At 65.3% G+C, this 24,698-nt stretch carries 25 protein-coding genes and 1 pseudogene; 8 read left to right on the forward strand and 18 right to left on the reverse strand.

Annotated features, from left to right (window positions below):
• Nucleotides 1–77 precede the first annotated feature (77 nt).
• The 8 genes from KHA85_RS09445 to KHA85_RS09480 form a co-directional block, all read right to left on the reverse strand.
• A complete protein-coding gene (locus KHA85_RS09445; RefSeq protein ID WP_213185597.1) occupies nt 78–1,769 on the reverse strand; it encodes a hypothetical protein in 1,692 nt (563 codons plus the stop codon).
• On the reverse strand, nt 1,766–2,353 hold the full coding sequence (locus KHA85_RS09450) for a signal peptidase I (protein ID WP_081470603.1): 588 nt from the start codon (nt 2,351–2,353) through the stop codon (nt 1,766–1,768). Before KHA85_RS09450 ends, KHA85_RS09445 begins: the two co-directional genes overlap by 4 nt.
• Nucleotides 2,354–2,439: 86 nt before the next feature.
• Entirely contained in the window at nt 2,440–3,108 is a 669-nt protein-coding gene (locus KHA85_RS09455) for a SipW-dependent-type signal peptide-containing protein (RefSeq protein ID WP_007633427.1), read from the reverse strand.
• A gap of 671 nt (nt 3,109–3,779) precedes the next feature.
• A complete protein-coding gene (locus tag KHA85_RS09460) occupies nt 3,780–4,745 on the reverse strand; it encodes an NADP-dependent oxidoreductase (protein WP_213185598.1) in 966 nt (321 codons plus the stop codon).
• Nucleotides 4,746–4,899: 154 nt separating this feature from the next.
• On the reverse strand, nt 4,900–5,784 hold the full coding sequence (locus KHA85_RS09465; protein WP_213185599.1) for an alpha/beta fold hydrolase: 885 nt from the start codon (nt 5,782–5,784) through the stop codon (nt 4,900–4,902).
• A gap of 189 nt (nt 5,785–5,973) precedes the next feature.
• Nucleotides 5,974–6,732 (reverse strand): sulfite exporter TauE/SafE family protein, encoded by a 759-nt coding sequence (locus tag KHA85_RS09470; RefSeq protein ID WP_236885449.1) that lies wholly within the window; start codon nt 6,730–6,732, stop codon nt 5,974–5,976.
• A 688-nt stretch (nt 6,733–7,420) separates the two neighbouring features.
• Nucleotides 7,421–8,500 (reverse strand): ImmA/IrrE family metallo-endopeptidase, encoded by a 1,080-nt coding sequence (locus KHA85_RS09475; RefSeq protein WP_213185601.1) that lies wholly within the window; start codon nt 8,498–8,500, stop codon nt 7,421–7,423.
• An 18-nt stretch (nt 8,501–8,518) separates the two neighbouring features.
• The gene (locus KHA85_RS09480) at nt 8,519–8,806 is read right to left on the reverse strand and encodes a type II toxin-antitoxin system RelE/ParE family toxin (protein ID WP_213185602.1); all 288 of its coding nucleotides are present in this window, start codon (nt 8,804–8,806) and stop codon (nt 8,519–8,521) included.
• Between the two features lie 529 nt (nt 8,807–9,335).
• On the opposite strand from KHA85_RS09480, the gene ku reads away from it, so the two are divergent.
• Complete coding sequence (ku, locus tag KHA85_RS09485; RefSeq protein ID WP_213185603.1) at nt 9,336–10,454, forward strand: non-homologous end joining protein Ku; 1,119 nt, start codon at nt 9,336–9,338, stop codon at nt 10,452–10,454.
• 18 nt (nt 10,455–10,472) lie between these two features.
• On the opposite strand, the gene KHA85_RS09490 is transcribed toward ku, so the two are convergent.
• A complete protein-coding gene (locus KHA85_RS09490; protein WP_213185604.1) occupies nt 10,473–11,075 on the reverse strand; it encodes a hypothetical protein in 603 nt (200 codons plus the stop codon).
• 134 nt (nt 11,076–11,209) lie between these two features.
• Nucleotides 11,210–11,587, reverse strand: coding sequence for a PH domain-containing protein (locus KHA85_RS09495; protein ID WP_043565875.1), 378 nt, complete (start codon nt 11,585–11,587; stop codon nt 11,210–11,212).
• A 168-nt stretch (nt 11,588–11,755) separates the two neighbouring features.
• Between KHA85_RS09495 and KHA85_RS09500 the strand changes: the two genes are divergently transcribed.
• The 5 genes from KHA85_RS09500 (at nt 11,756) to KHA85_RS09520 (ending at nt 18,708) form a co-directional block, all read left to right on the forward strand.
• Nucleotides 11,756–13,006, forward strand: a complete 1,251-nt coding sequence (locus KHA85_RS09500) for a M20 family metallopeptidase (RefSeq protein WP_236885450.1) — start codon at nt 11,756–11,758, stop codon at nt 13,004–13,006.
• Nucleotides 13,007–13,395: 389 nt separating this feature from the next.
• Nucleotides 13,396–14,970 carry an ABC transporter substrate-binding protein gene (locus tag KHA85_RS09505; RefSeq protein WP_308936912.1) on the forward strand — a complete coding sequence of 525 codons (1,575 nt, stop codon included), beginning with the start codon at nt 13,396–13,398 and terminating at the stop codon, nt 14,968–14,970.
• 609 nt (nt 14,971–15,579) lie between these two features.
• Nucleotides 15,580–16,554: an IS481 family transposase gene (locus KHA85_RS09510; protein ID WP_213185606.1), complete on the forward strand. Its 975-nt coding sequence runs from the start codon at nt 15,580–15,582 to the stop codon at nt 16,552–16,554.
• A gap of 82 nt (nt 16,555–16,636) precedes the next feature.
• Nucleotides 16,637–17,662 (forward strand): GNAT family N-acetyltransferase, encoded by a 1,026-nt coding sequence (locus KHA85_RS09515; RefSeq protein ID WP_213185607.1) that lies wholly within the window; start codon nt 16,637–16,639, stop codon nt 17,660–17,662.
• Nucleotides 17,663–18,345: 683 nt separating this feature from the next.
• Nucleotides 18,346–18,708 (forward strand): aspartate aminotransferase family protein, encoded by a 363-nt coding sequence (locus KHA85_RS09520; RefSeq protein WP_213185608.1) that lies wholly within the window; start codon nt 18,346–18,348, stop codon nt 18,706–18,708.
• 5 nt (nt 18,709–18,713) lie between these two features.
• Here KHA85_RS09520 and KHA85_RS09525 read toward each other — a convergent pair whose 3' ends face one another.
• Nucleotides 18,714–19,319 carry a sugar transferase gene (locus tag KHA85_RS09525; protein WP_213185609.1) on the reverse strand — a complete coding sequence of 202 codons (606 nt, stop codon included), beginning with the start codon at nt 19,317–19,319 and terminating at the stop codon, nt 18,714–18,716.
• Between the two features lie 45 nt (nt 19,320–19,364).
• A complete protein-coding gene (locus KHA85_RS09530) occupies nt 19,365–20,234 on the reverse strand; it encodes a sulfotransferase (protein ID WP_213185610.1) in 870 nt (289 codons plus the stop codon).
• 204 nt (nt 20,235–20,438) lie between these two features.
• Here KHA85_RS09530 and KHA85_RS09535 point away from each other — a divergent pair.
• Nucleotides 20,439–20,732 (forward strand): annotated as a pseudogene (locus tag KHA85_RS09535) (aminotransferase class I/II-fold pyridoxal phosphate-dependent enzyme); the annotation flags it as partial.
• Between the two features lie 166 nt (nt 20,733–20,898).
• Here KHA85_RS09535 and KHA85_RS09540 read toward each other — a convergent pair.
• The 5 genes from KHA85_RS09540 to KHA85_RS18020 form a co-directional block, all read right to left on the reverse strand.
• Nucleotides 20,899–21,198, reverse strand: a complete 300-nt coding sequence (locus KHA85_RS09540) for a hypothetical protein (protein ID WP_236885451.1) — start codon at nt 21,196–21,198, stop codon at nt 20,899–20,901.
• 192 nt (nt 21,199–21,390) lie between these two features.
• Nucleotides 21,391–21,726: a hypothetical protein gene (locus KHA85_RS09545; RefSeq protein ID WP_213185611.1), complete on the reverse strand. Its 336-nt coding sequence runs from the start codon at nt 21,724–21,726 to the stop codon at nt 21,391–21,393.
• A gap of 74 nt (nt 21,727–21,800) precedes the next feature.
• Nucleotides 21,801–22,310 (reverse strand): GNAT family N-acetyltransferase, encoded by a 510-nt coding sequence (locus KHA85_RS09550; RefSeq protein ID WP_213185615.1) that lies wholly within the window; start codon nt 22,308–22,310, stop codon nt 21,801–21,803.
• Nucleotides 22,311–22,693: 383 nt separating this feature from the next.
• The gene (locus KHA85_RS18015) at nt 22,694–22,879 is read right to left on the reverse strand and encodes a hypothetical protein (protein WP_236885453.1); all 186 of its coding nucleotides are present in this window, start codon (nt 22,877–22,879) and stop codon (nt 22,694–22,696) included.
• A gap of 110 nt (nt 22,880–22,989) precedes the next feature.
• Nucleotides 22,990–23,331, reverse strand: a complete 342-nt coding sequence (locus KHA85_RS18020) for a hypothetical protein (RefSeq protein ID WP_236885454.1) — start codon at nt 23,329–23,331, stop codon at nt 22,990–22,992.
• 81 nt (nt 23,332–23,412) lie between these two features.
• Between KHA85_RS18020 and KHA85_RS09560 the strand changes: the two genes are divergently transcribed.
• Nucleotides 23,413–23,853 (forward strand): hypothetical protein, encoded by a 441-nt coding sequence (locus KHA85_RS09560; RefSeq protein ID WP_213185612.1) that lies wholly within the window; start codon nt 23,413–23,415, stop codon nt 23,851–23,853.
• A 137-nt stretch (nt 23,854–23,990) separates the two neighbouring features.
• Here KHA85_RS09560 and KHA85_RS09565 read toward each other — a convergent pair.
• Nucleotides 23,991–24,698 (reverse strand): alpha/beta fold hydrolase (locus tag KHA85_RS09565; RefSeq protein WP_236885455.1); only part of this gene is annotated, 708 nt, incomplete at its 5' end.

A 24,698-nucleotide genomic window follows, 5' to 3' on the forward strand; every position in this document is an offset into this window, starting at 1 on the left:
GGACCGGCCGAAGGAGCGAGGGCGGCTGTGGTTCGTCTACCGAGAGCCGGCTTCGGGGCGTGCTTGCCGAGCGCGGCTCATGCCGCGGCGGTGTTCACCGGCGTCTCGACGCTGCGCTCGCCCGGGGCCGTGGTCGGGCTCGAGGTGGGCGTCGGTGCCGACGGGCTGGTCGTGGCGGTCACCTTCGGTAGCGGCGGCAGGTCGAAGAACCACCCCGCGGTGCCGTCGGGTCGGAGCATGGCCTGCTGCGCGGAGTCGTCGAGCGCGATCGCGATGACGATCTCGTACTCCCGGCCCGTCGAGAGCGCGGTGGTCTTCGAGTTGGCCGCTTGCTCGCAGTCCGAGCTGACGGTGCCGGCCCTGCGGATGGCCCCGCCGGGGCGGATCTCGGAGAAGTCGCCCGGGCCGATGGACGCCCACCGGTCGGGGCCCGCCCCGGCAGAGGTGCGGATGCTCAGGGTGAGCTCCACTCCGCAGCCGGGTGTCCGGACGATGTCGTCGATCCTCGCGGTGCCGAGTTCGACGCCCTCGCGGTTGACCACGGCGAACTCTCGGCCGACGCGCACCGCTTCCAGGTCCTGCGGGCCCTCGGGCGCGGTGGGATTGGTCGTCTCCGCTGGAATAGCTAGAGGCTGCAACCGAGTCGGCACGGTGGTTGCGGCTTCCTCCTCAGGGCTCAGAACACTCTCTTTGTCACTGATCTGATCGACATCGTCTGTGTCGGTCGCGGCGGGCAGCTTCTCGGCATCGCTCGAGGCGCCTGCGTCCGGGATGTCGTCGACTCCGTCCGGCTCCGCACCCGCTTCTTCGGCAACCTCGGCAGTCGGATCGGCAGCGGCGTGCGTTTCCGAGGTCGCCAACCGGCTCGCGCGAGGCGAGTCAGCCGGCCATATGTCGGATGTCGTTGGTCGCCCCGGGGCGTCCGTTGTCCTGTGGCCAACGCCGCATTCAGCGTGGGCCAGAATCAGATCTAGGTTCCAGCGTTCGGCGCCGGCGGTGCCAGTCGCCGCGACCCGGAGCCGCAGTTGGGAGAGCGCGTATCCGGGCTTGACCTCCCTGACGTGCCAGAGGCGGGCGGTGTAGTCGTATGCGCCCCATGCCCGGTGCCCGCGCACGACGGTGTTCGGCGCAGGGACAGGTAGACGAACTTCCTCGCTGAAGATCCCATTCCTGCCAAGAATGATCGACCCGGCACCGGCCTCGGGCCCGGTCTGGGAGAGGAATGCCGAACTTTCGGTGGCCGAGCACGTGGCGATCGCCCGCAGGGGGTTGTCACTCTGGTAAGTCACCAGGTCTAAGCCGCCGAGCGAAGCTGTCAGATCCAGCGACTTAGCCTCGGACACTGCGGTTGCTTTCGGGTTCTCGACCCCCAGCGACGAGCCGCTCTCACACTGTGCGGAAGCGCTCAGGGTGGCGCAGGATTGGCCGACTGTGGTCAGAGGGAGGAAGCCCAGCAGGCCGGTGCTCCAGTGAGTACTCGCCCGCGGGGCATCGCGACTCAGGTCCGGAGCCCGACGGAATGCGATAGAGCCGTCAACCGAGCCATTGAAGGTCGCGCGATCCAAAAATCCATAGGTCGACACTGCCCGCGCAAAGGCGTTGCCCGCGTACGGATTCGCCATGCCGAACCGGGACTCCCCGCGCACCTGGTCGGCCCAAGTCGCCTCGGTCGGTTCGACGTTCCGCACGACTGCGCCGATGCCGACCACCACGAGCAACGCGCTGAAGAGGGCGACGAGCTTCCGCAACGAAGTCGTGGTGAACTTCATCGTGCACCTCCCTGGGTCTCACTGGCGGCGACCTGGCCGCGCGCATTCTCCTCGTCGTCCCCCTTCGGCCAGAAGGCCCACAGCACGCCGAGCGCGGCGAGCAAGCTGATTCCGCCCAGGACGTAGGGGTTGCCGAACCACACGATCACCTTGGCGAGTTCCGGAACGGACCAGAGCACCTCGCGCGCGGTGGTCACGCGATACATGCCGGGGTCGACGTCAGGGTTGGCGTCGCCCTTCATCCGGATGAGTGCCTCGCCGGGTGTCTGCGGGTAGATCTCCACTACGCGGTGGGTCACCGGGAGTTGGCCTTCCTCGCGGTCGACGGTCACCACGTCGCCGACCTCGATTTCGTCCGCGGAGATCTGCTTGACCACTGCGACCGACCCGGCGGGGATGGTCGGCGACATCGACCCGGTCTTGAACATGATCAGCGAGATGCTCATCGATACCGCCAGGATCACCAGCACGATGCAGACCACGCCGCCGGCGGCGAGCAGGTTGCCGATGCCACCGCCGACGTAGGACCACACCGATCGACGCGCGGGGTTAGTAAGCCGGTGGGAGGGGGCCGTGGCGCTCATGCGGTGCTCCAAGCAGAGGGGAGGGAAGGAGGGGGAGGAGTGAGAGTGCTCTGCGGTGGCGGAAGGGGCCCGCCACCGCTGCGCGACTACTGCGCGCCGGCGTTAGCGGTCTCCGGCGCCTTCTTCTCCACGCTCACACCGTCGAACTTCCACTGGATGTTCTCGGTCGTGGTCGGCGGGGTCTCCGGCGGGGTCTTGGCATCCAGCTTGGCGCTGAAGCAGAACCAGCGGGTCTCGCCGCTCGGGAGGGTGAAGTCGGCCATCTGCTGGCCGGTGGCGTTCAGCAGGGCCGTCCGGGCGGCCGGGACCGTGGCGCAGTCGGCGGGCTTGTCGGTGAGGGGCGCGCTGACTCCGACCGTGATCCACTTCCCGAGGTCACCGTTGTCGCCGTTGACCTTGGTCAGGGTGATCTTGGCGTCCATCTTCTCGTGCTGCTCTCGGAGGCCGACCAGTGCGTGGACCGTCTCGTTGGGCATCATGCCGGTGGCCTTGGGCCCGAACTGCATGGTGCCGGCCTCATCGGCGGTCATGAACTCGTCCCAACCGGATTCGATGCCGGTGAAGTTGCCCTGGATGTTGAAGGCGCTCCCGTCGGTGCCGAAGGTGCCCTCGCCCCACACCGTGTCGGACCACGCGGCCAGGGTCACGGCGGCGCCGACGCCCAGGACGAGGCCGGAGGCCATGATCGCGCGGGCCTTCTTGCGGCGGTTCTGGTTCTTGGCGGCGGGCTGGGGGGAATGGGGCGCGGAGCTCATGGCTGCCTTTCCGGAGGAGGGGTTTGCGCCAGATCTTTCTGACGCGACACGTTTATTATCTTTCACCTACTCGCCAGTAGCAACCGGAACTGTCAAGATAGTGAACTAATTCACACTATTTGGAATCGTCGGACAACCGTCCTCTACCAGCCATTATGAGGCGCGACTCGGCTTTCCCGCTGAGTGGGAAGTAGACAAATCGTTCTGGTCACTTGACCTGGACGGCTGTCCTGGTTACTAGGAGGTGCGAGGATTCGACAACGACGAGGTGCCTGTCTCCACCCCCAGCCCGCCCTCGCCGGGAGTGCCAGACCGGCGGGTATGTCAACGCCTATCCGCTGGTCAGTGCGCTAGACGTGCTGCCCGGACAGTGCGGCGGGGGTGGCGGCCAGCGGCGGAGAGTGGCGCTCGGCTCTCGCCGTCCGCGGCAAGCGGTGCGCCGGATGGAAAGTGCGCGGCCCGGACACTGCGCGAGTGTCCGGGCCGTGTTCATTGTCGACGGGTGCCGCCGTGCGGGGCTCGACGTCGTGGGCGTGGGCGAGGCTATGTGACGACGACGAGCCCGCCGATTTCCCGTCTGAGTTTCGCCTGCCCGCTGGACGTGCTCTGCCACACCCGCCAGCCCTAGGCTGGCCGGCCGGCTCCCGCCCGCCGGCCAGCCCGTCCTCACCTCACCGCGTGAAGTCGATGACCAGCCGTCCCCGCGTGCCGCCGGCTTCGAGTCGCGCGTGGGCGCGCCCGGCGTCGTCGGGCGAATAGCTGTCGGCGACCCGAAGGGTGACCACACCGTCCTCGGCCAGCTGTCGCAGCTCGTCGAGCTTCTCCTGCTCCTCGGCCATGTCCGCCACGCTCACGGCATGCACCCGCAGGTCGCGCTGGCCGTCGCCCTGGTACCACCGCACCGTCGCGACGCCTCCGCCGGTCTTGACCGCGGGGAGCACGGCGGCGTCCTGCACGGATCCGTCGAAGAGGCCATCGACCCCGTCGGGGTAGAGCTCGAGGATGCGGTCGGCGACGCCGTCGCCGCGACGGACGATCTGATCGGCGCCGAGCGACCGCACGAGCTCCTCGTCCGCCTCGGACGCGTCGGCGACCACGACGAGGCCGTCGTGCTTGGCCAGCTGGATGACGTACCCGCCGGTCGAGCCCGCAGCCCCGGTGACCGCGAGGATCTGTCCGGGCTCCAGGTCGAGAAGGTCGAGGGCGCGCCGCGCGGTAAGGCCGTTCATGGGGAGCGTGGACGCGGCGATATCGTCGGCATCGCGGGGTGCGGCGGTGATCGACCGGGCGGGCAGGACGATGTCCTCGCGGTACGCGCCGTGGTCGTCGCGCGGCACCACAATCCCCATGACCCGGTCGCCGACCGACAGGGAGGTGTCGGCGTCCTCGCCGATCTCGACGAGTGTTCCGGCGATGTCCATGCCCGGGACGTCCGCGGCTCCGCGCGGCGTTCCGGTCTTCGAGCGGGATCCGTTGCGCGTGTAGGTGTCGGTGGGGTTGATGGTCGCGGCGGTGACGCGCACGCGCACCTCGGTCGGGCCGAGTTCTTGCGTGGGTACTTCCACGACCTGCAGGGCGTCGGGGCCACCGTAGGTCGTTACTCCGACAGCGCGGACGGAGCTAGTTGAGACGGTCATGTTCCTCTTTCCCGCGGACCCGGTCAGCGCGGGCCGGTCCGCTGGATCGTTGGCACGAGTGACAGCTGTCCCGCAGCGTAACCACCTAACCGTTCAGTTGATTTCGACCAGGCGCCCGACGCCCCGACCGAGCAGGCTCAGCCCAGTCGCGGCTCTAGCTCCACTTCTCGACGAAGGCCAGGGTGGCCGCGTTGGCGGTCTCGGGGTCGGAGGCGGTGAGGAAGTGCTGGCCGCCCTCGACGATCTGGAGTTCGGCGGAGGGAGAGCCGGTGAACCGGGCGATGCCGTCCTCGGCGTTTGCCACGGAATACACGGAGTCGGCGGTGCCCTGCAGCCAGAGGACAGGGCACACCACGTCGCCGAGTCGGGCTTCCAGGCCGTCGCGGTCGCGCAGGTTGACCGACGCGGTGCGGAGGCGGTGCCGGCCGTCGTCGCCGGTGTAGTTCTGGCGGTACGTGTCCAGCCAGAACTGCTTCTCGGAGTCCGACACGTCGTCTCCGAGGCCGGCGGCCAGGACGCCGAGGACGAACTCGTCGTCGACAACCCACTCGTCCCCGACGGGGGCGGCGAGGGCGTCGATCGCGGGGGTGCAGAAGCCGGAGCCGTCCCAGCAGCCGCGCTCCATGCTGGCCTGGCTCTCGTAGTCCATGGAGGTGCCCACCACGACGATGCCGCGGACGGCGTCGCGGTCGAGCAGTGCCATACGGGTGGCGATCCAGCCGCCCTGGGAGGTGCCCAGCGCGAACGCCATGTCGATGTCGAGGGCCTGCAGCACCTGGAGGGCGGCGATCGCGCTGTCCCAGTAGGTGAAGTGCCGGTAGCGGGAGCGGGTGGCGCCGTGCCCGTAGGGCTCGATCGCGAGCAGGTTCATGCGGGAGCCGAGCTCGTCGCTGGCGAACTGCGGCCGGTACAGCTCCACGGAGGTGGTGAAGGAGTTGATCATCACGAGGGTCGGCAGGGAGGGGTCGTACTCGCGGCCGAACCGGTAGCCGATGGTGGAGCCCCCGAGGTGCGGGATGTCGATGGTCTGGGTAGTCATGACACTCCTAGTGAGGGGAACTGAGGGGTGCCTCGACCATAGGGCGATCGCCGCATATGTAGTGGACGAATCAGCGAGGCGGCCTCTCGCTTCCGCTCGCGCAAGGGGGCGCGGTCGTCGCTCCAGGGCGGCCCCGGCCTACCGGGCGCTGTCCGCTGCTGCGGCACGCCCACCGACCCGGGGGACAGGTCAGCTGATCACGCCCGCCAGCCCCCGCCCGAGCAGGCTGAGTGCGCCGACGGTGACCACGACGATCGCCACCTTGCGCCCCACGGCCGCGGGCACCCGCCGCGCGACCAGGCCGCCGATGACGATGCCGACCGGCACCATCGCCACGACCAGCGCGACCACCGCCAGCGGAAGCTCGGAGACCGGCGAGGCGCCGAGCCCGACCTTGACCAGGACGGACACCAGGCCCATGGTGCCGAAGATCGGCTGCAGGGTCGCGGCAAACGATCGCTGCTGCCAGTTGGTGGCCTGGGCGTAGACCAGCATCGCGGGCGCGGCCACGCCCACGGCGGTGTTGAGGAACCCTCCGGCGGTGCCGGCCGCGGCGGCGGGGAGGCGACCGCTCATGGGCGGGATCCGCACCAACGCGGTCGTCAGCAGCGTGCCGATCAGCGCGACGCCGATGATCACCTCGAGCCAGTGGCGATCCGCGGCGCCGACCAGGAGCGCGCCGGGCACGGACCCCACGACGATCAGGGGAGCGAGGCGGCGATACCGCTGCCAGTCGATGTCGTGGCGCAGCGTGATCCCGATGAGCACGGCGGAGACGACGGTCGTGATGTTGGTCAGCAGCACGCCGGTGACGGGCCCGAGCAGCAGCGCGAGCGTCGGCGAGACCACGAGCCCGACCCCCATCCCGCTGACGCGCTGCAACACGGTCCCGAGGATGACGGCCGACGCCGCCACGAGCAGGAGCAGGGGCGCGACGTCGGCGGGCATGGGGAACAGCATTCCAGGTGCCTCGGGCGGGGCCGCCGGCTGATCGGCGGGGTGGCACCGCCTGGCGCGTCGGTGGGGGTCGCCGTGACTATGTGACGACGACGAGGTGAGCGATCTCGGCCCTCATTCGCTGCCCGGTGGGCCGGTATCGCTGGTACGCAGTTGAGCAGAGCAGGTAAGGCGGACAGCCGAGACCGCCCCCGGGGCCCGTCTCTCTGGGAGGGTCACCGCCGGAGCGACCTCCGCGAGCCAGTGGGGGACGTGATGCGAGTTCGGAAGCGCAATGGGAGCAAGTAGCTACGTATCTGAAACGGCGCCCGCGGTGCCGAGGCAGGGCCTCGCTGGGCTGATTGCAGTGATGCTGCTGATCGCGGGAATCACGTCGGGGGCCAGGGGCTCGCTATGGCGACAGCAGTACTGCTCATCGGCCTCGGCCTCGGCGTCGGCCTGGCTGTGCTGATCGTTATAACGAGAGCGTCGACCGATTCCGGGTCGAGATAAGTAGGGCGTTGATACCGAGTTACGGTCGTTCCCGACATTGGAAGCGGTGGCGCCACACTTCGCCCGAGTGAATAGCTGCGGCCCGCGCGCCGTGCAGAAGGCGCCCACGATAGTGCATTCTCGCTCTCGCATGGCTCTGCGAGGGCGCCGTAGCCAAGGCTACGCGACATCCATGAATTGGTTGGTTTTATTCCTCTACAAACGCGATAGTCCGCCGTAGTTGATGACCCCATGCGTAGTCGCCAGTTATGTGCTGTGCTTGACCTAGGACAATCCCGGGGGACACGCCAATCTCGGCGGCAAGAGTTCTGATCGCATTGAGGTTGCGATTTCTGGGCAGGCGTTCGCGGAATTCGAGCGGAACCAGGTTGTTTGACGCGAACTTGTTCGCCTCCGCCTCGGCTTCTTCGTCCGCATGGGGACCGCCTGCCAATTCGATGAATGCCTCCGATCGAGGGTGTAGCACGACGTGACCTAGCTCATGGAAGAGTGCAAACCATAAATTATCGTCCTTCTTGCCGCGCGCCGAAAGCTGAATCACAGGGGTGCCGTCAATCCATCTGGTGGCGCCGAATACGCGGATATTTTTCATCTCGGGAACGAACACCAGGGCCACCCCTGCAGACGCGCAAAGCGCCACCATTCGCTCAAAGCAATTGGCATCGATGTCCATGGAAAGCCTGCGAAGTTCGGGAAGGATTTCGCGCACTCGCTCTTCGGAGAAAGGTTCCACTTCGCATTCTCGCGCCTCTATTTCTCCGAGGCGCAGCCAAGACCACAGTGAATACTCCGAAGGGGTATGAGATTCGGTCCTTTTGTATTGAACTTCAAGACCTCGGTACCGGGCTAATAGTGAAGAGAATGTGGCGACGCCGAAGAGGCTGAGCAGTTGGTGGACAGTTGCGCCAGGGTTCGCCTTGTCCCAAACGAGGCAACCGCGTTTCTCGAGTTCGCCGAGCGGAAATTTCTCTGCTACGGCGTAATGGTCGGCCAGTTCGGCGTATCTCTTTAATCGCGCTAAGTCTTGTCGGTAGATCGATTCGTACCGACTCCAGATTCGAGCAGGAGTGCCGGTAACCGCCTCGAGCTTGACGGCCATATCTGGGGTGAGGCCCGCCTTGGCGGACAGTAGCAGACTGACATGTTTGTCGCTTACGTCGAGACGGCGCGCGAGGGTGGCTGCATTTACAGAGTTTTCGTCCATCCACTCACGAATGAACTCGCCAGGGGCAATTGCGTAGTCTGGCTCAGTAGCTGCGTTAAACATCGTCACCTCCCGTCTTGATTAGTGGTAGTCCTCGATCCGAACTACCTGGACTGCATCATTGCCGACGGGTACGACAACGATCCGCCAGTTCGGGGTCAGGTGGGCCGCCCACTCGCCTTTGAGGTCGCCCGACATCTCGTGCCACTTTCCCGTTACGTACTTGAGATCGTCCATACAGTCTGCGGTCCGAAGTTGGACGATCCGCTTCTCGACCGCCTTCCCCGCTGGCGCGCCGAACTCCTTCTTTAGTAGCCGGCTGCTATTACAGGTTCGTTCCAGCTTCTTCGTAGCGTACTCGACATCCATGCTAGCGCTTACCAGATTGGTAATATTCCACAATCGCCTCGGCGGTGGCCGAGAGTTGAGCGGACCGGGTCGAGGGCATGGGCAACCTGTCTACGCGTTGGAACTGGGCCAATGCGAGTTTACCGGGGAGTGCACGCGAATTACATCGGTGAAACTAAGAGTCTAAGATCACAGTACCCCTGCTCTCTGTTCGTGTCGGCGGCACCCCCGGCTGCGCCTGGCTTCCGGCGCATTTAGACCATGGCGGTTCGACTGACGCTCGGTGGGATGAGTCACACCGCGCGGCCATGCACAGCTGAATGTGCGGCCACCTCGCAGCGAGGTGGAGCGCGCCAGCTGAAGTGATCGTCGTCAGACTCGGGGTTCAGGACAGACCGAAACTACCGGGGATCCGCCTGCCTGCCGAGAGGCATCAGCCTGCGAAGGCCGGAGAGGAAGCCGAACCCGCAGCACGCTCAGTGGCCGTCCCACCACGTAATGCTCCCCGCGTCCGGCTGCCGCCGCCCCACATCTGTCGCATACTCCCTATATGCGATCCATCTGGAAGGGCGAGGTCTCGTTCGGTCTGGTCAACGTGCCGGTCAAGGTGTACGCGGCGACGGAGGACCACGATCTGCACGCGCGGCAGGTGGACAAGAAGGACGGCGTCCGCATCCGCTACAAGAAGGTGCGCGACGACAACGGCGAGGAGGTCGAGTTCTCCGACATCGCCAAGGCGTACGAGTCAGAAGAGGGCGAGATGGTCATCCTCACCAAGGACGACCTCGCCAGCCTGCCGGTGGAGCAGAACCACGAGATCGAGGTGACGGAGTTCGTCCCGGCGGATCAGGTGGACCCGGTGGCGTTCGACAACGCGTACTTCCTGGAGCCGGCGTCGCGCTCCAACCGTGCGTACGTGCTGATGCGGGAGGCCCTGCAGCAGACGGACCGCCTCGCCATCTGCACGTTCACGCTGCGCAATCGCACTCGCCTGTGCGCCCTTCGGGTGTACAAGGACGTGCTCATGCTGCAGACGCTGCTGTGGCCCGACGAGATCCGCCCGGCGATTCTGGAGGGGCTGGACAAGGAGGCGAAGGTCCGGCCGCAGGAGGTCAAGATGGCGGCGTCGCTCATCGAGACCATGGCGGCGGACTTCGAGCCGGAGAAGTACGAGGACGACTACCAGAATCAGCTCAAGGAGTTGATCGAGGCCAAGGCGGCCGGCGGTGAGGCGTTCACGGTGGAGGAGAAGGACACCTCGGGCGACGATGACGGCGACGATGAGGTGGCCGATCTGCTCGCGGCGCTGCGGGCGAGTGTGAAGGACCGGGGCGGAAAGGCGGACGACCCAGACGACCAGGACGACCAGGACGACGACGAGGACGACGACGACGAGGACTCCGGCTCCGCTAAGAAGACCGCCAGCAGGAAGAGCGGGAGTAGCTCGGCAAGGAAGACCCCGGCCAAGAAGACTGCGGCGAAGAAGGCGCCCGCCAAAAAGGCCGCGGCTAAGAAGTCGACGGCCAAGAAGTCGACGTCCTCCAAGTCGGACTCCGGCAGCTCCGGCTCGGGCACAGCCAAGAAGTCGACAGCCTCAAAGTCCGCGGCCAAAAAGGCCCCGGCAAAGAAGTCGACGGCCCGCAAGACGCCGGCCAAGAAGTCTGCGTGACGTCCGTCGGGCTCAAAATCACTCGTCGAGAATTGGATCGATTCGCGTCAACACGCCACCGTGATCGTTCCAGACAATCTGGGTCCGGAAACTATCTCCAGAGGAGGAGGTCACCCGAACGACGGCCGATTCCGTATCCCGCGAGACCAACTCGGCTGTCAATTGGCCGGGTTCCAAGTCATAGAGATTTCCCACTGCATCAACGGCGTTTCGAACCTCGTCGATTTCGACTTGCTGAGGACGCCCAGTTCGTTCCGATCTCCGCCTTTTGTCGATCTTCCTAGCGATTGCTTTCAGGCCGTCCCATAGTGCAGCGGATGCAAGCCCATAAACAACCGGCTCGGCCGATCTCATGAGTATTTCCAAGACGGCCGCGTCTGCACCCCAGCTGGTGCGCGAATACCTTTGGTCCAGAGTGAACATCGAGGCGGTGGCCTCGTCCGAGCTCTCGCCTCGGCGCTGAAGCTCCTCGAGATCGCGAATGAGGTCGCCGGGGTCGAGGTCATCTACTGCATCCATTCGAAGGACGACGCCACGGGTCGGCTTGGCTAGTGGGTCTGGGATGTATCCCCACGAAACGACGATCTGATCGGCTCTCAAGCCCTCCGGTTTCCCGTTCATGAGGCAACAGTATGAGTCTTTGGCGATGGAGGCGGAACTAATGTTCACGCGCTCGCCCATTGTGGCTGATGGGCATATGACGCGAGCGGTGCACCGGCTGCCCAAGTCAGCCCTGCGGGCGAGGCGGATCGCCGTCAACCATTGAGCACAACATGCGCGATCAGATGGTCGAGCTTCCGGATGTCGACGCCTCGGTTCAAGTTGATCTTGATGTGGCCGGCCCGAGTCCAAAGCTCGAGCTCGGAGTTGAAGTCGAGCATCCTCCCCGCATTCTCAGACGACCACATGTTGATCGCGTTGTAGGGCAGGGAGTAGATCTCCACCTTCTTGCCCGTGAGCCCTTGCGCGTCTCGCACGATGAGTCGCTTGGTGGTGAAGATCGCAGAGTCGCGGAACGTCTTATATGCCGCGATGGGCTGCTCACCCTGGACGAGCAATGGCCCGATGTCGTCGGGAATCGGGCATTCAGCGACGAACGTCCACGCGGCAATGTTGGCGACAGCAGAGGTCAACGGAGATCCGATCTTTTCTTGGGGGGGAGTCGTGCACGAATAAAGATGTTGCTCGAGATCGTATGCACCGTCCGGCGTTGTGAGTCGCCATTCGCTGGAACCGAACGGGTAATCGCGACGGGGCGGCGACCGGTGCACCTATCCGCTCGTGAGGGGCAAGCTGGGGCCATGCCCTCCAGCATCAGCCCCGCCACCCTCGAAGCCGCTGTCTCGGAACACCTCCCATGGCTCCGCGACCTCTACCGTCACTTCCACCGCCACCCGGAGCTCAGCATGGCCGAGCACGCGACGGCGGACCGGATCGAGCAGGAGCTCACCGCGCTGGGCCTGGAGCCCCAGCGGATCGGCGGGACGGGCGTCGTGGCGGTGATCGAGAACGGCGACGGCCCCACCGTCCTCGCCCGCGCGGACATCGACGCGCTGCCCCTCCAGGAGGACACGGGCCTGGAGTACGCCTCTGAGACGCCGGGCGTCATGCACGCGTGCGGCCACGACGCGCACGCGGCAGCGCTTCTGGGTGCCACCCGCATCCTCGCCGAGAACCGCGACGCGTGGGCGGGCACCTACATCGCGGTGTTCCAGCCGGGGGAGGAGACGGCCGCAGGCGCCCGCGCGATGGTCGACGACGGCTTGCTCGAGCGGGTCCCGCGGCCGGACGTGGCGCTGAGCCAGCACGTCATGCCCACGGCGGCGGGCACGATCGGCACGGTGGCGGGCCCGGTCCTCTCGGCCGGCGACTCACTGAAGATCACCATCCACGGCCGCGGCGCGCACGGGTCGATGCCGCACACGGCGGTGGACCCGGTGGTGTTGGCGTCGTCGATCGTCCTGCGCCTGCAGACCGTTGTGTCGCGCGAGGTGGAGCCGGGGCAGTTCGCCGTGCTGACGGTCGGCTCGCTCACGGCGGGCGCCAAGGCCAACATCATCCCGGACTCGGCGGAGCTGCTGCTTAACATACGCACCTACGACCCGGCGGTGCGCGAGCAGGTGATCGCGGCGATCGAGCGCATCGTCCGCGGCGAGTGCGCGGCCGCCGGCGCCCCGGCCGACCCGGAGTTCCATTACTACGACCAGTACCCGCTCACCCGCAACGATCCGGGCGTCACGGACACGGTCACCGCGGCGTTCGTCGAGCACTTCGGCCCGCGCGCGGTGTACGAGGCGAGCCGGGTCACGGCGTCGGAGGACTTCTCGCTCATCCCCGACGCGTTCGGGGTGCCGTACACGTACTGGACCGTCGGCTCGGTCGATCCCGCCCGCTTCCGGGACGCGGTCTCGCGCGGCGCGGTGAGCCAGGGGATCCCGGCCAACCACTCGCCGCACTTCGCGCCGGAGGAGGAGCCGACGCTGCTCACGGCCACGCGCGCCCAGGTGGTGGCGGCGCTGGCCTACCTGGGCGTCGAGCGCCGGGGCGTATAGAGGCCGAGCGCCGAGCCGTCTAGAAAACGACGACAACGACGACGAAGTCACGGCTCCGCCCAGTAGGCCGCGAGCCGCGAGGACGCGAGTGGCTAGGTAGAGAAAACACCGACCGGGAGGGCTGCAGTGACAAAGGCGCCCGCCAAAAAGGCCGCGGCAAAGTAGGGCGATGAATTTGGCCTAGCCGGTCATGCCGCACCGAGCAGTCAGTCCGATTCCGATCAAGCGTGCTTGCTTGTCACGGAGCTCAACTAGTGTCTGGTTTGTGACACGCAGCACAATCGGCCGGTGGGTTAACGCCGGCGATGCTGCGCGCCAAACCCTCAATCGACTGCGCGCTTCCTAGGACCCCGGGAGACCCCGTGAAACGACTCGCGTCTGCTACTGCCGTGCTGGCTGCGGCCACGCTGACCCTCGCCGCCTGCGGTGGCGGCGAGGAGACCTCGCAGGTCGCCTCCGCGAATGAGAGCCGTACGCCGGAGGAGGCGGGCAGGTGCACCGAGGACAAGGTCGGCGGGACCATCACCATGGGTGAGTACGTCATGCTCCCGTCGTTCGCGCCGGGCCAGGGCCACTACGGCATACGCGGCGGGGCGCAGTCCGCGGCCATCTACGACCGCTTGGTGCGCTGGAACCCCGAGGAGAGCAAGTACGAGCCTCAGCTCGCCGAGTCGCTGGAGTCCTCGGAGGACCACTCGGTATGGACGCTCAAGCTCCGGGAGGGGACGACCTTCTCGAACGGCGATCCGCTCACCGCGTCGGACGTGGAGTTCACCATGAACCTCCACCTGGACCCGGCGGTCGGCTCCACGGCTCTGACCGATGTCGAGCAGATCGAGTCGACCCGCGTCGTGGACCCGTTGACGGTGGAGTTCACGCTCTCCGAGCCGTGGGTGGACTTCCCTTTCGCGCTGTCGCGGTCCGCCGGTGAGGTCATTCCGGAGAAGGCGTACACCGAGGCCGGGCCGGAGGCGTGGAAGAACAATCCCATCGGCGCGGGCGCGTACGTCCTGGAGCGGAACGTCCCGAATCAGGAGGTCGTGCTCAAGCCGAACCCGAACTACTACGGCGGCCCGGTGTGCCCGACTCTCCGGTTCATCAGCATCCCCGGGTCGCAGGGAACCCTGGAGGCCTATCAGAACGGCGAGATCCAGGTCGGTTATCTCCGCGGTGCGGAGTTCATCAGCCAGGCGTGGGACGCGGGGGAGCAGGGCTTCTACGAGGCGATCAGCTCGGGCCGCTCGCTCGTCATGAACAACGGCAAGGCCGGCTACGACGGGATCTTCACCGATGAGCGAGCTCGCCTGGCGGTGGCGCACGCCCTCGATCGGGATCTCATGAACGAGCGGCTCACCGGCGGCCGCGGTCAGGCCACGTCCTCACTGCTGGCGGAGTCCTCGCGATTCTACGACGGCCAGCAGGGACCGGAGTTCGACGCCGAGAAGGCGGCCGCCCTGGTGGAGGAGCTCAAGCAGGAGACGGGGTGGGACGGCACCATCACGCTGGTCACTAACAACAGCCCGGAGAACGTGCAGACCGGTGTGGTGGCAAAGGCACTTCTCGACGCCGTCGGCTTTGCCGTCACGCTGGAGAACGTGCCCGCCTCGCAGCAGTCCGCCAAGCTGTTCAGCGGTGACTTCGAGATGATCATCGGCGGCATGAACCCGTCGGATGCCGACGCGTCGGCGAGCTTCCTGGCGAACCTCGTTCCCGGAGGGTCGACCAACATCAGTGGCGTCGACGATCCGGAACTCGCGGAGGCGGCAAGGGCGCTCAAGTCGGTGGAGACGCCGGAAGAGCAGAAGGCCGCGTTCCACCGACTCCAGGAGGAGTACAACCGGGTGATGCCGTTCGCGGTCTTCGCGAATGCCGAGGAATATGTGGTGATCGACGAGTCGGTGAAGGGCGTGAAGCCCACGGTCGCATCCACGATGCTCTTCGACGGCGCCTACATCGAGGAGTGAGCCCTCTGCCGGGTTTGTCGGCGCAGAGCACCGCGTGGCAACCGGGAGAGTCGGCTTCCTGGCTACCTTTAGCGAGCAGGACTGCGTGGCACCAGCGCCTTAGGGCAAACTTAACGTTTGCTGATAGAGTGTCTCGGGTGTCAACTCTTCGGGTAGTCAAGAAGTGCCTCAGTGTTGGTGCGCTCAGTGCGCTCAGTGCAGCAGTCCTAACTGGTTGTTCTCCGGACTCGTACGAGTACCAGCCGGGAAGTCTGCAGCTTCCTACGTTCGAAGCGTCGAGACCCGCCTACGACAGCGTTCGGGATCCGAAAAACCTCGAATGCGAAACCAACCTTGTAGAAGCGCAGAAGCACGACTACTCGGGGGACACAATATTGGCCTCCGAGGACGTGGAGATCGCGGTCGTCAACTCGCGAGGCCGCTAGCTTTGTTTTGGCAATCCAGCCCCGATGTGCCAGGAGACTATGGTCGACCAGCGGAGTCGATTGCCGGCTAGCTGTACTGACCACGGACGTTGTGTCGCCGGTCGGCATGGCGGGCTGACATGAGGAAGACCTCCGTGTGAGGTGTGAAAGCGACCAAGCAAACACATCCACAACGGAGGTCTTCATGTCCCACGCTAACGCCCCGCTGACTCCGACGGGAAGACTGCGTCTGGCTCGGTGTGTCGTCGAGGACGGTTGGACTCGTCTCCGCGCCGCCGAGCGGTTCAACGTCTCGGTGAGCACCGTGCGCAAGTGGGTGAACAGGTATCGCGAGTACGGCAAGGCCGGCATGGTCGACCGCTCCAGCCGTCCGCACCACAGCCCGCCCCAGACGCCGCGGCGTCGGGAACGCCGCGTGCTCGGTCTGCGCGTATCCCGCCGGTGGGGCCCGGCCCGGATCGCCTATCACCTGGGCATGCAACCGTCCACGGTGCACAAGATCCTGTCCCGCTACGGCTGCGTCAGGCTGGCGTTCACCGACCCGGCCACCGGCGCCCCGGTCAGGGCACACACACGGCGCCCGCGTCGCTACGAGCACGAGGCGCCGGGCGATCTGGTGCATGTGGACATCAAGAAGCTCGGCCGCATGCCCGACGGCGGCGGACACAAGGTCCACGGCCGCGCCAAGGGCAAACGTGACCGCAAACGCGGGATGGGCTACTGGTACATCCACAATGCCGTCGACGACCACTCGCGTCTGGCCTACACCGAGTTGCTGGAAGACGAGCGCAAAGAGACCGCCGCCGGATTCTGCAAGCGGGCCCACGCCTACTTCGCCGACGCCGGGATCACCGTGCACCGGGTCCTGACCGACAACGGCTCCTGCTACCGCTCCCACGCCTTCGCCGACGCCCTCGGTCCGGAGATCAAGCACAAGCGAACCCGCCCGTACCGCCCGCAGACCAACGGCAAGGTAGAGCGCTACAACCGCACCATGCTTGAGGAATGGGCCTACGCCGCCGCGTACGTCAGCGAATCCGACCGCGCGGCTCGCTTACCGGCGTTCCTGTATCACTACAATTTCCACCGCGGCCACACCGCGCTACGAGGGGCCTCACCCGCAGACCGCGTACACAACCTGCGTGGGCAGTACAGCTAGCGCGGGGTCCTCAGTGCTGGGTGCGACTGAAGGAACGACGTCGAGCACGTCCCTATGGAAAAGGCGAGCCAAAGGAAACCGGATGACGATAGAGCGCGGTTGGAACGAGGGTCCAGATCTGTACTTCAACTCGGGCTATGGCCTTGCTGCGGCGCGGGCCGAAGGCGCCGAATGGATATCTTTAGTGCTGGACGGTGGCAACATCCAGATGCCCCTCCTGGTTCGGCAACTAGAATCCGGGAGGTTGGATGCTGCGTCTCCTTATGGATACTGCGGCGTGTATGCGGCGGACGCCACCCGTGGTAAAAACGCCGACTTATGGCGGCGGATTCGTGCGGAGTTGTTGGATCTCGGCGTGATCTCCGTCTTCGTTAGAAGTTCGCCGCTGGTTTCGCAGCTGACGTCGCCACCAGATTCGATCTGGGTGGTCGAAGGTCATTCGACCTACCTAGTCGACGTGTCCGAGGAAGATGAAGCTTGGTCGGCGATGGAGGGGCGCGCGAGAACTGCTGTCAGGAAGGCGCGGAAGACTGGAATCTCAGCGTCTTTTCGAGTTGCCAGTCGCGAAGACCTATGCGACGGCTCAGATTTCCGCAGGATGTACGATTCGACCATGCGGCGGGTCGGCGCCAAAACGTCCTACTTTTTTAGTGATGACTACTACGAAGCTCTTCGTTCCGGGCTAGGTGACTCGCTCCTCGTTGGCGTAGCTAGTGATTCGGATGGCAGCCCAGTTGCAGCAGCGTTATTTATGAAGGATGAGCACACGCTCCATTACCACCTGTCCGGCGCAAGTGCGGAAGGCGCCAAGACCGGCGGAACGTCGTTGCTCATCTGGGAGGCAGGGGCGGTTGCTCGATCGTCAGGAATTGGGTCTGTTCACCTTGGTGGGGGGCTTCGGCCAGGGGATGGGCTCGATCGATTTAAGCGCAGTTTCGGAGGCAGTTCGCTTTCGTTCGGGGCGTGGGGTCTGGTGCTCGACGTTGACGGGTATGAAGAAGAAACGACCAACAGAGCAACTCAGTTAGGCGTAACACCAGAACAGTTGCAAAAAAGTGGCTTCTTCCCGGCCTATCGATCTCCATCAAGGGACGGCGGCCACTTATGACGCGCCTCTCAAGGTTCGCTGGAAAAGAAATCGGCTCCGAGTTTGAAACTGTAGATCCGTCTCTGCTATCTGAATGTCAGACCCCCAAGTACTCCGAGTACCAGCTGGTTCGGAGCGGTAGGGAGGCGTTATCGGCCGTAGCATCTTCGACTGCGGCAACAGGAATAACAGATATTCTTATCCCTGAGTACCATTGTGAGAGTATGTCGGACCCATTTTTAGCGCGTGGGTTCCGAGTGCACTTGGGGCGCGTCGACGATCGCGCACAACTGACTCCGGCCTCCGTCGAGAAAATGAGCCGTAAGCCGACACTTATTCTGCATAGCGAGACCTTCGGAGAAGTGGCGTCTGCTGAGTTACAGGGAGCCCTGCAAGAAGCGCGGGCTAGCGGGAGCTTGGTCGTAGTAGATGAAACACACTCGGTCTTCTCCCCCGGAGGAGTGCGGGCCGATTTCCGGATGGCTAGTTTGCGAAAGCTGCTTCCGGTGCCGGATGGGGCCTATTTGAGCTGTCGACGGGGCTCGGTCGAGACTCGGGTCGGCACTACCAACTTCACCAGGTTGCGCGCAAAGGCCGCCCAAGCTAAAGCCGCGTACCATGAGGGTGCGATTCGAACTAAGATTCATCTCGATCTTTTTAGGGCGGCCGAGCAAGAACTAACAAGCACTTCTGATGTCTGGGGGATGAGTGACGAATCGAAGGATCTGCTTGAGCGCATTGACTTGCAGAAAGTGCGCGAGCGTCGAACAGCCAACGTAGAAGCACTACTCCGGTCATTGGACCGCCACGGCATAAAGATATTCAACCGTATAGGCGCCGAGCGTTCATTGTGTTTCGTAGTAGTGGAGTTGCCCGACGTGCCCACCGCTCGGGCCGAGCTGTCTAGGCGAGGCGTTTACTGCCCGATACATTGGCCAAAACCGCCGATCGTGAGCCCCGGCACCGAGTGGTTAGATGCAGTCATGTCGATTCCTGTCGACCACCGCTATAGCCCAAGTGATATGGAATATGTCGCTGACGCGCTTCGTGAGACCGTGTTTGGCTGAAATGACTATCTCGTCAGGTCATCTACTTGCTTACTGTTCCTGTCATGCGCGACCGTGGGTTTGAACAGTGAAGCGGGGGTTCGCAAGAGGACGCTGAGATACAAAGCTATCGACCGCGCCTTGGCGAAGTCCGCATCGAGTTCAAGTCGTTTACTCCATTTAAGCTGATTTCGCCCGGTGACTTGAGCAAGCCCGGTAATTCCCTGGTTCACCGTGAACCGCGGGTGGGACGCGCCGCCGGGAATCTTTTCGAGCCATGACGGCAGCATCGGCCTTGGTCCAACAAGCGCCATCTGCCCGCGTAGTACATTCACTAGCTGCGGAAGTTCGTCCAAGCTGGTTCGCCGGAGGACTCGGCCTAGGGGAGTGATCCGATCAATCGTTGGCAGCCCTTGGTCATCAAGAAACGAGTCGGCATCGTTTAGCATTGTCCGAAATTTGAGTACCTGGAACACCTGCGCGTTTTTCCCTAGGCGCTCCTGCTTAAAAAAGACTGGTGCACCCTGAAGTAGTCGAGATAAGGCTGCCGTTAGTGCCAGTGCTAGCATCCAAAAAGGCGCGGCGGCGACGAGTACCAAGATATCGATTATCCGCGTTGTGGAAGAAAACATTGTCATCGGGTGGTGCGCTCCGTTCTCGACGACGATCTTGGGTTTTTAGCCGAAACTCTTAATGAGCAGCTTTCGCCTCTCGGGGCTGAGTCTGTCGAGTGGGGTGGACGGGGTTAACGTTTCGGGCAGCCTCTCGAGATCAGAATTCGAAACTACTTCGCCGACAAAGTCCCCGGCTTCCTGTGCGACGCTACGCGGTCTAGCGCATAAGTCGCGGTAGTCTATTGTTAGACAGAACGACTGCGAGTGAATGCCAGATGCGCGAATGGTGGAGGTAAGCGACTGCACCTGGTGGGTGACCTGCTTGATTTCGTTATCGAAGAGAATGTTGTCGTCGGCGGGAATAGTACCGAACCACTCGTTAACGTCTAGACCTAGCCGATCACGAACCAGTAACAGGCTGGCCGCAACCTCGATCGGTTCGCGGACAATGTTGAGGAAATACTGGTTTTGAAGCTGAGTGCCGAAGAGCTCTACGTGGGACACCGCTAGGAGATTTTTGAAGACCGTTGGTTTGTCGAATGCCGAATTTATTAAACTAAGTGTATTTTGCAGCTCCTGAGGTCGCATCGGCGCGCGGTCCGGTGCGACTGAATTGCGTGAATGGCCAAGTGCGTTGCGCCAGAAGTACCCAAACTCGTGAGGGCCGAGTGGTTCTCGCGTCCTGCCGGCCAACGAGTGGAGCTCAAGCTCAGGTGCCGCGAGCGAAAGGCGTTGTTGGAGGTAGGCTCCGACGTGCGGCGCTTTCCAGAAGAAGGCCATTACGTTCGACGGGTAGCCGAAGCGTGCTGTCCGGGCGAGGACTTGGTAGAGGATAGTTGTCCCCGATCTCGGGAGACCTACGATTTGCGCCGTTGGCAGGTCTGACCTGCCCGGGGTGTCACGCGCGAATTCGGATTCTAGGGCGGTGTTCATACGCTCGAGTACATACTCAAACCCACTGTCCTTAGAAATATATTCCATGTTGTCCTCAGCGCCCCTGCTGTCGATAACTCACATCGGCCAACCTCGTTCGTACCGAGGTACCATATAACAGCGTCCGGTGTTCGGCGCAGAGCCCGACGCGGGGTTCGGGGTAGGAAACTGTGAAAGGTTCGGTGGAGAGCGACTCGCATCCTCATGTCAAAGGCGACCGTAGGCATTGAGGAGGAGGAAGCGCTCCTGCGCGCGATTCGGTCTGGCTGTGTTACCCCACTCGGGCCTGAGGTTGACGCGTTCGAGGCTGAGGTTTGTGAGCGCGTGGGAGTCGCACACGCAGTTGCGCTCTCTTCGGGTACTGCAGCTCTCCTCCTAGCGCTTCTTGAACTAGGGGCGACGCCGGGCACCGTCGTCGTAATGTCGTCGATGACCTTTGCTGCCACTGCTAACGCGGTGGCATACACTGGAGCCACTCCTGTCTTCGTAGACTCGCAGGCCTCTGACCTGAGTTGCATATGTTTAGTGCCTGGCGCCGAGCGCCTCGACGATGGCTTGGGCGTCTTCGTCGAGCGGGGTGCGAGCTCACCGCTCGCACCCCGCTCGACGACGACTCCCAAGCCATCCTCACAGCCATCGCCGCGGGGCACTAAGGAGGTCCAACTCAGGTCTGGGCGAGCTGGGCGAAGCGCGTCGCCACGGTCAACGCGTCGGGAATCGGCGGGGGAGCGGTCTCGGCGGTCAGCTCCAGCTCCTCGAGAAGCGCGCCGGCGGCGGAGATGTCGTCGCGGGCGTGGGCGTCCAGGACAGCGCGGACCCGGGCGACCGCAGCAGCGTGGCGCTGCTTGGCGCGCTCCATCCCGGCGTCGAGGTCGGCGACGGACGCGGTCCACACATCGACGCCCTCGCGGGCCAGGAGAGGGGCGAGGAGCTCGAACTGGGCGCGCTGATCCGGGGATGCCATGCACCCATTGTGTCCGGCGCCCCTGCCGGTGCGCGCTCGGCCGCCCCCGGACGCGTGCCCGGCCGCCCCCGCATGCGTGCCCGGCGGCCAGTGCGTGCGGCCGCCCCCGCATGCGCGTGCGGCCGCCCCCGCATGCGCGCGCGGCCGCCCCCGCATGCGTGCCCGGCAGCCGGTGCCCGCCGGGACACCCAGCTAACCCGCCTCGCGCCGCCTCACGTTGGCGAGAACCCGGGCCACGCCGGCCAGGAAGTCCCGGCTGCGCCGCGCGGCCTGCTGCTCGAGGAGCAGCAGATCCAGCGCCCGGATCACCGCGGCCAGATCGGCGCCAGCGCCCAACCGATCCAGAGCCACTGCCGCCGCAACAGCCTGCCCCTCATGGAACGCCAGATCCGGCAGCACCGCCTCGACGGCCCGGGACCGCTGGCCCGCGGGCCGATCGTCGAACGCCGCGCTCACGGAGACGCGGTACTGCTCGAACCGATCCCGGGCGGCGTCGAGCTCCTGGCGTAGGTTCGTGGTCGCAGACATGGTCGTCAAGCCTACGACGACGACGAGGTCCCCCCGCCCTCACGGTCCCGCGGTCACCGCGACTGCGCGAGCGGTCACACCCCGAAGGCCGCGGGATAGCGGATGACGCCGCCCGGGACGGCAGAGGAGTCATCGAGGGGCAGGGCCATCAACGCCTCGTCGGGGACATCGAATGACGCCCGGATACCGAAGCTGGAGGCGCGGCGGAAGCCGAACCGCGGGTAGTAGCCGGCATGGCCCAGCGCCACGACGAGCGACTCGCCCATCGCCCGAGCCGCGGTCAGGGCCGCGCGGATGGCGGCCGAGCCGGCGCCGGTGCGCTGGAACTCGTGCAGCACCGAGCACGGCGCCAGCGCGAGGGCGGGCTCGTCCCCGACGTGGCAGCGGGTGAGCAGCGCGTGGCCCACCGGACGCCCGTCGGCGGTCGCGGCGATCAGCGACAGCCCGTCGATCCACGCAGCCGGGTCAGCGCGGAGGGCGTCGACGAGGTCGGCCTCGGCGGCAGTGGGAAAGGCGCGCAGGATGATGTCGCGGATCGCGGGGATGTCGGCGTCGGTCTCGGGCTGGGTGGTCCAGGTGGTCATGCGGTCCGGCATGCCCTTGAGGATTTCACGCTCCCGGTGAGGGCGCCGAGCGAAGTCGCGAACGCTGCGCTCGGGCGACACGGCTGCTCGCCGTCCGCGTCTCGGATCGTCCGACGAGCGGACTTTGAAACACTTAGCCTTACTCCGTATAGCTGACGCTTGTGAACTGGCGCGGCCGTTCTTATAGTGGGGCTCGTCGGTGGGAAACATGATCCCCCCCTCATGTCACCGACTCCGCCGCGACGTGCGTGCAGCGCTGACCATCCCCGGTCGCGATCCGCGCGTCGTGCGATTGAATTGCCGGCGGCCGCTGGCCCCCTTCCGCGGCCGCTGGCGATTCTCCCGCCGTAGAGAAACGCCCCAAGGCGCGGTTGGTCAGCAGGTCAGGCGTGAGCGCTGACGAGCTCGTCCATCGTGTCCCCGGAGCGCGCGGACCAGAGGCGGAACACCGCGGCGGTCATGGCCGCGGCGGCGTAGAGGGCGGCTGCCGGCCCGTGCTCGCGGATCACGGTTCGCATACCGGTGGCGGCATCGCAGTCGAGCAGAACCACCTCGCACAGGTCGGCCATGCCGCCTGGGGTGTCAGGGCGGGATGCACTGTCCCGGACCGCGGCGATGACCTCGGCCGGCAGTTGCGGCGCCACCGTCTGGGCGAGCTGGGCGAAGCGGGTCGCGACGGTCAGTGCGTCGGGGATCGGCGGGGGGTGGTCGCGGCAGACAGCTCCAGCGCTTCGAGGAGCCCGCCGGCGGCCGAGGCGTCGTTGCGCGCGTGGGCGTGCAGAACAGCGCGGACGTGGGCGACGGCCGCGGCGTGGCGCTGCTGGGCGCGCGCCATCTCGGCGTCGAGGTCGGCGACAGACGCGGTCCACACATCGACGCCCTCGCGGGCCAATAGCGGGGCGAGGAGTTCGAACTGTGCGCGCTGTTCCGGGAAGCCATAACACCCATTGTCTCCGGTGTCCCGCCGGTGCGCGCGGGCCGGCTGCTGGGCACGCGGATCGGCCAGTGTGGGTTCGGCCATCCCAGTCTAATCCGTCCTCAATTGGTCGTGATCTTCAGCCATCTTTTACAGTATGGACAAACTCTTACCGTGAGGCTATCCATGCGATCTCCCGCCATCAGTACCCGTCGACGCACGAGCCCGGCATTCGCTGCGCTGGCCCTCCTTGTCGTCGGCGTAGCGGGCTGCTCCGCGGGGGGCCCGGGCACCGAGGAGGATCTCCTCGCGGCTGGTCAAACGTGGATCGACGGGTATTACCACGGCGCCGCCGAGGCGGAGGAGCTGCACAAGCTCTACACCGACACGTGCCAGGACGCGTTCCCGGAGGCCAAGTTCTGGGCCGTCCATAATCTCGAGAGCCGCATGGAGCGCGAGGTCACTGACGTGACCGCCGAAGTCACCGGATACACCGGCGAAATCAGGTTCAGCCTGAGCGGCATTTTCCCGGGTCTCGTCGATACCGAAGCCGAAGAGGTCGTGATGCCCTGGCGCTTCGAGAAGGGCGAATGGCGGAACGCCTACTGCATCGCGGAGGGCAACTAGTCCGCGCCCGGCCGCCTGGCTAGACAAGCCTACGACGACGACGAGGTCACGCCGACCTCACGGCCCCGCGGTCAGCGTGAACGCGGAACCGGCACAGAACGCAGTCGTTGGGACCTAGGACCACTTCTCGACGAAGGCTAGGGTGGCCGCGTTGGCGGTCTCGGGGTTCGAGGCGGTGAGGAAGTGCTGGCCGCCCTTGACGATCTGGAGTTCGGCGGAGGGGGAGCCGGTGAACCGGGCGATGCCGACCTCGGCGTTGGCCACGGAGTACACGCCGTCGGCGGTGCCCTGGAGCCACAGGACGGGACACACCACGTCGCCGAGCCGGGCTTCCAGGCCGTCGCGGTCGCGCAGGTTGATCGAGGCGGTGCGGGGGCGGCGAGGGCGTCGATCGCGGGGGTGCAGAAGCCGGAGCCATCCCAGCAGCCGCGCTCCATGCTGGCCTGGCTCTCGTAGTCCATGGAGGTGCCCACGACGATCAGGCCGCGGACGGCGTCGGGGTCGAGCAGCGCCATGCGGGTGACGATCCATCCGCCCTGGGAGGTACCCAGCGCGAACGCCATGTCGATGTCGAGGGCCTGCAGCACCTGGAGGGCGGCGATCGCGCTGTCCCAGTAGGTGAAGTGCCGGTACCGGGAGCGGGTGGCGCCGTGTCCGTAGGGCTCGATAGCGAGCAGGTTCATCCGGGAGCTGAGCTCGTCGCTGGCGAACTGCGGCCGGTACAACTCCACGGAGGTGGTGAAGGAGTTGATCATCACCAGGGTGGGCAGGGAGGGGTCGTACTCGCGGCCGAACCGGTAGCCGATGGTGGAGCCCCCGAGGTGCGGGATGTCGATGGTCTGGGT

Origin of the sequence: Dietzia massiliensis (assembly GCF_018390595.1) — a bacterium.
Taxonomy (GTDB): Bacteria; Actinomycetota; Actinomycetes; order Mycobacteriales; family Mycobacteriaceae; genus Dietzia; species Dietzia massiliensis.

Coding starts and splice junctions, on each gene's coding strand:
- KHA85_RS09520 (WP_213185608.1), top strand. CDS start 18,346: ATGAGTGACGAATCGAAGGATCTGCTTGAGCGCATTGACTTGCAGAAA.
- KHA85_RS09540 (WP_236885451.1), bottom strand. CDS start 21,198: ATGGCATCCCCGGATCAGCGCGCCCAGTTCGAGCTCCTCGCCCCTCTC.
- KHA85_RS09545 (WP_213185611.1), bottom strand. CDS start 21,726: ATGTCTGCGACCACGAACCTACGCCAGGAGCTCGACGCCGCCCGGGAT.
- KHA85_RS09465 (WP_213185599.1), bottom strand. CDS start 5,784: ATGACTACCCAGACCATCGACATCCCGCACCTCGGGGGCTCCACCATC.
- KHA85_RS18015 (WP_236885453.1), bottom strand. CDS start 22,879: ATGGCCGACCTGTGCGAGGTGGTTCTGCTCGACTGCGATGCCGCCACC.
- KHA85_RS09470 (WP_236885449.1), bottom strand. CDS start 6,732: ATGCCCGCCGACGTCGCGCCCCTGCTCCTGCTCGTGGCGGCGTCGGCC.
- KHA85_RS09515 (WP_213185607.1), top strand. CDS start 16,637: ATGACGATAGAGCGCGGTTGGAACGAGGGTCCAGATCTGTACTTCAAC.
- KHA85_RS09475 (WP_213185601.1), bottom strand. CDS start 8,500: ATGTTTAACGCAGCTACTGAGCCAGACTACGCAATTGCCCCTGGCGAG.
- KHA85_RS09445 (WP_213185597.1), bottom strand. CDS start 1,769: ATGAAGTTCACCACGACTTCGTTGCGGAAGCTCGTCGCCCTCTTCAGC.
- KHA85_RS09490 (WP_213185604.1), bottom strand. CDS start 11,075: ATGAACGGGAAACCGGAGGGCTTGAGAGCCGATCAGATCGTCGTTTCG.
- KHA85_RS09450 (WP_081470603.1), bottom strand. CDS start 2,353: ATGAGCGCCACGGCCCCCTCCCACCGGCTTACTAACCCCGCGCGTCGA.
- KHA85_RS09525 (WP_213185609.1), bottom strand. CDS start 19,319: ATGTTTTCTTCCACAACGCGGATAATCGATATCTTGGTACTCGTCGCC.
- KHA85_RS09550 (WP_213185615.1), bottom strand. CDS start 22,310: ATGACCACCTGGACCACCCAGCCCGAGACCGACGCCGACATCCCCGCG.
- KHA85_RS09510 (WP_213185606.1), top strand. CDS start 15,580: ATGTCCCACGCTAACGCCCCGCTGACTCCGACGGGAAGACTGCGTCTG.
- KHA85_RS18020 (WP_236885454.1), bottom strand. CDS start 23,331: ATGGCCGAACCCACACTGGCCGATCCGCGTGCCCAGCAGCCGGCCCGC.
- ku (WP_213185603.1), top strand. CDS start 9,336: ATGCGATCCATCTGGAAGGGCGAGGTCTCGTTCGGTCTGGTCAACGTG.
- KHA85_RS09460 (WP_213185598.1), bottom strand. CDS start 4,745: ATGACCGTCTCAACTAGCTCCGTCCGCGCTGTCGGAGTAACGACCTAC.
- KHA85_RS09480 (WP_213185602.1), bottom strand. CDS start 8,806: ATGGATGTCGAGTACGCTACGAAGAAGCTGGAACGAACCTGTAATAGC.
- KHA85_RS09500 (WP_236885450.1), top strand. CDS start 11,756: ATGCCCTCCAGCATCAGCCCCGCCACCCTCGAAGCCGCTGTCTCGGAA.
- KHA85_RS09455 (WP_007633427.1), bottom strand. CDS start 3,108: ATGAGCTCCGCGCCCCATTCCCCCCAGCCCGCCGCCAAGAACCAGAAC.
- KHA85_RS09560 (WP_213185612.1), top strand. CDS start 23,413: ATGCGATCTCCCGCCATCAGTACCCGTCGACGCACGAGCCCGGCATTC.
- KHA85_RS09530 (WP_213185610.1), bottom strand. CDS start 20,234: ATGAACACCGCCCTAGAATCCGAATTCGCGCGTGACACCCCGGGCAGG.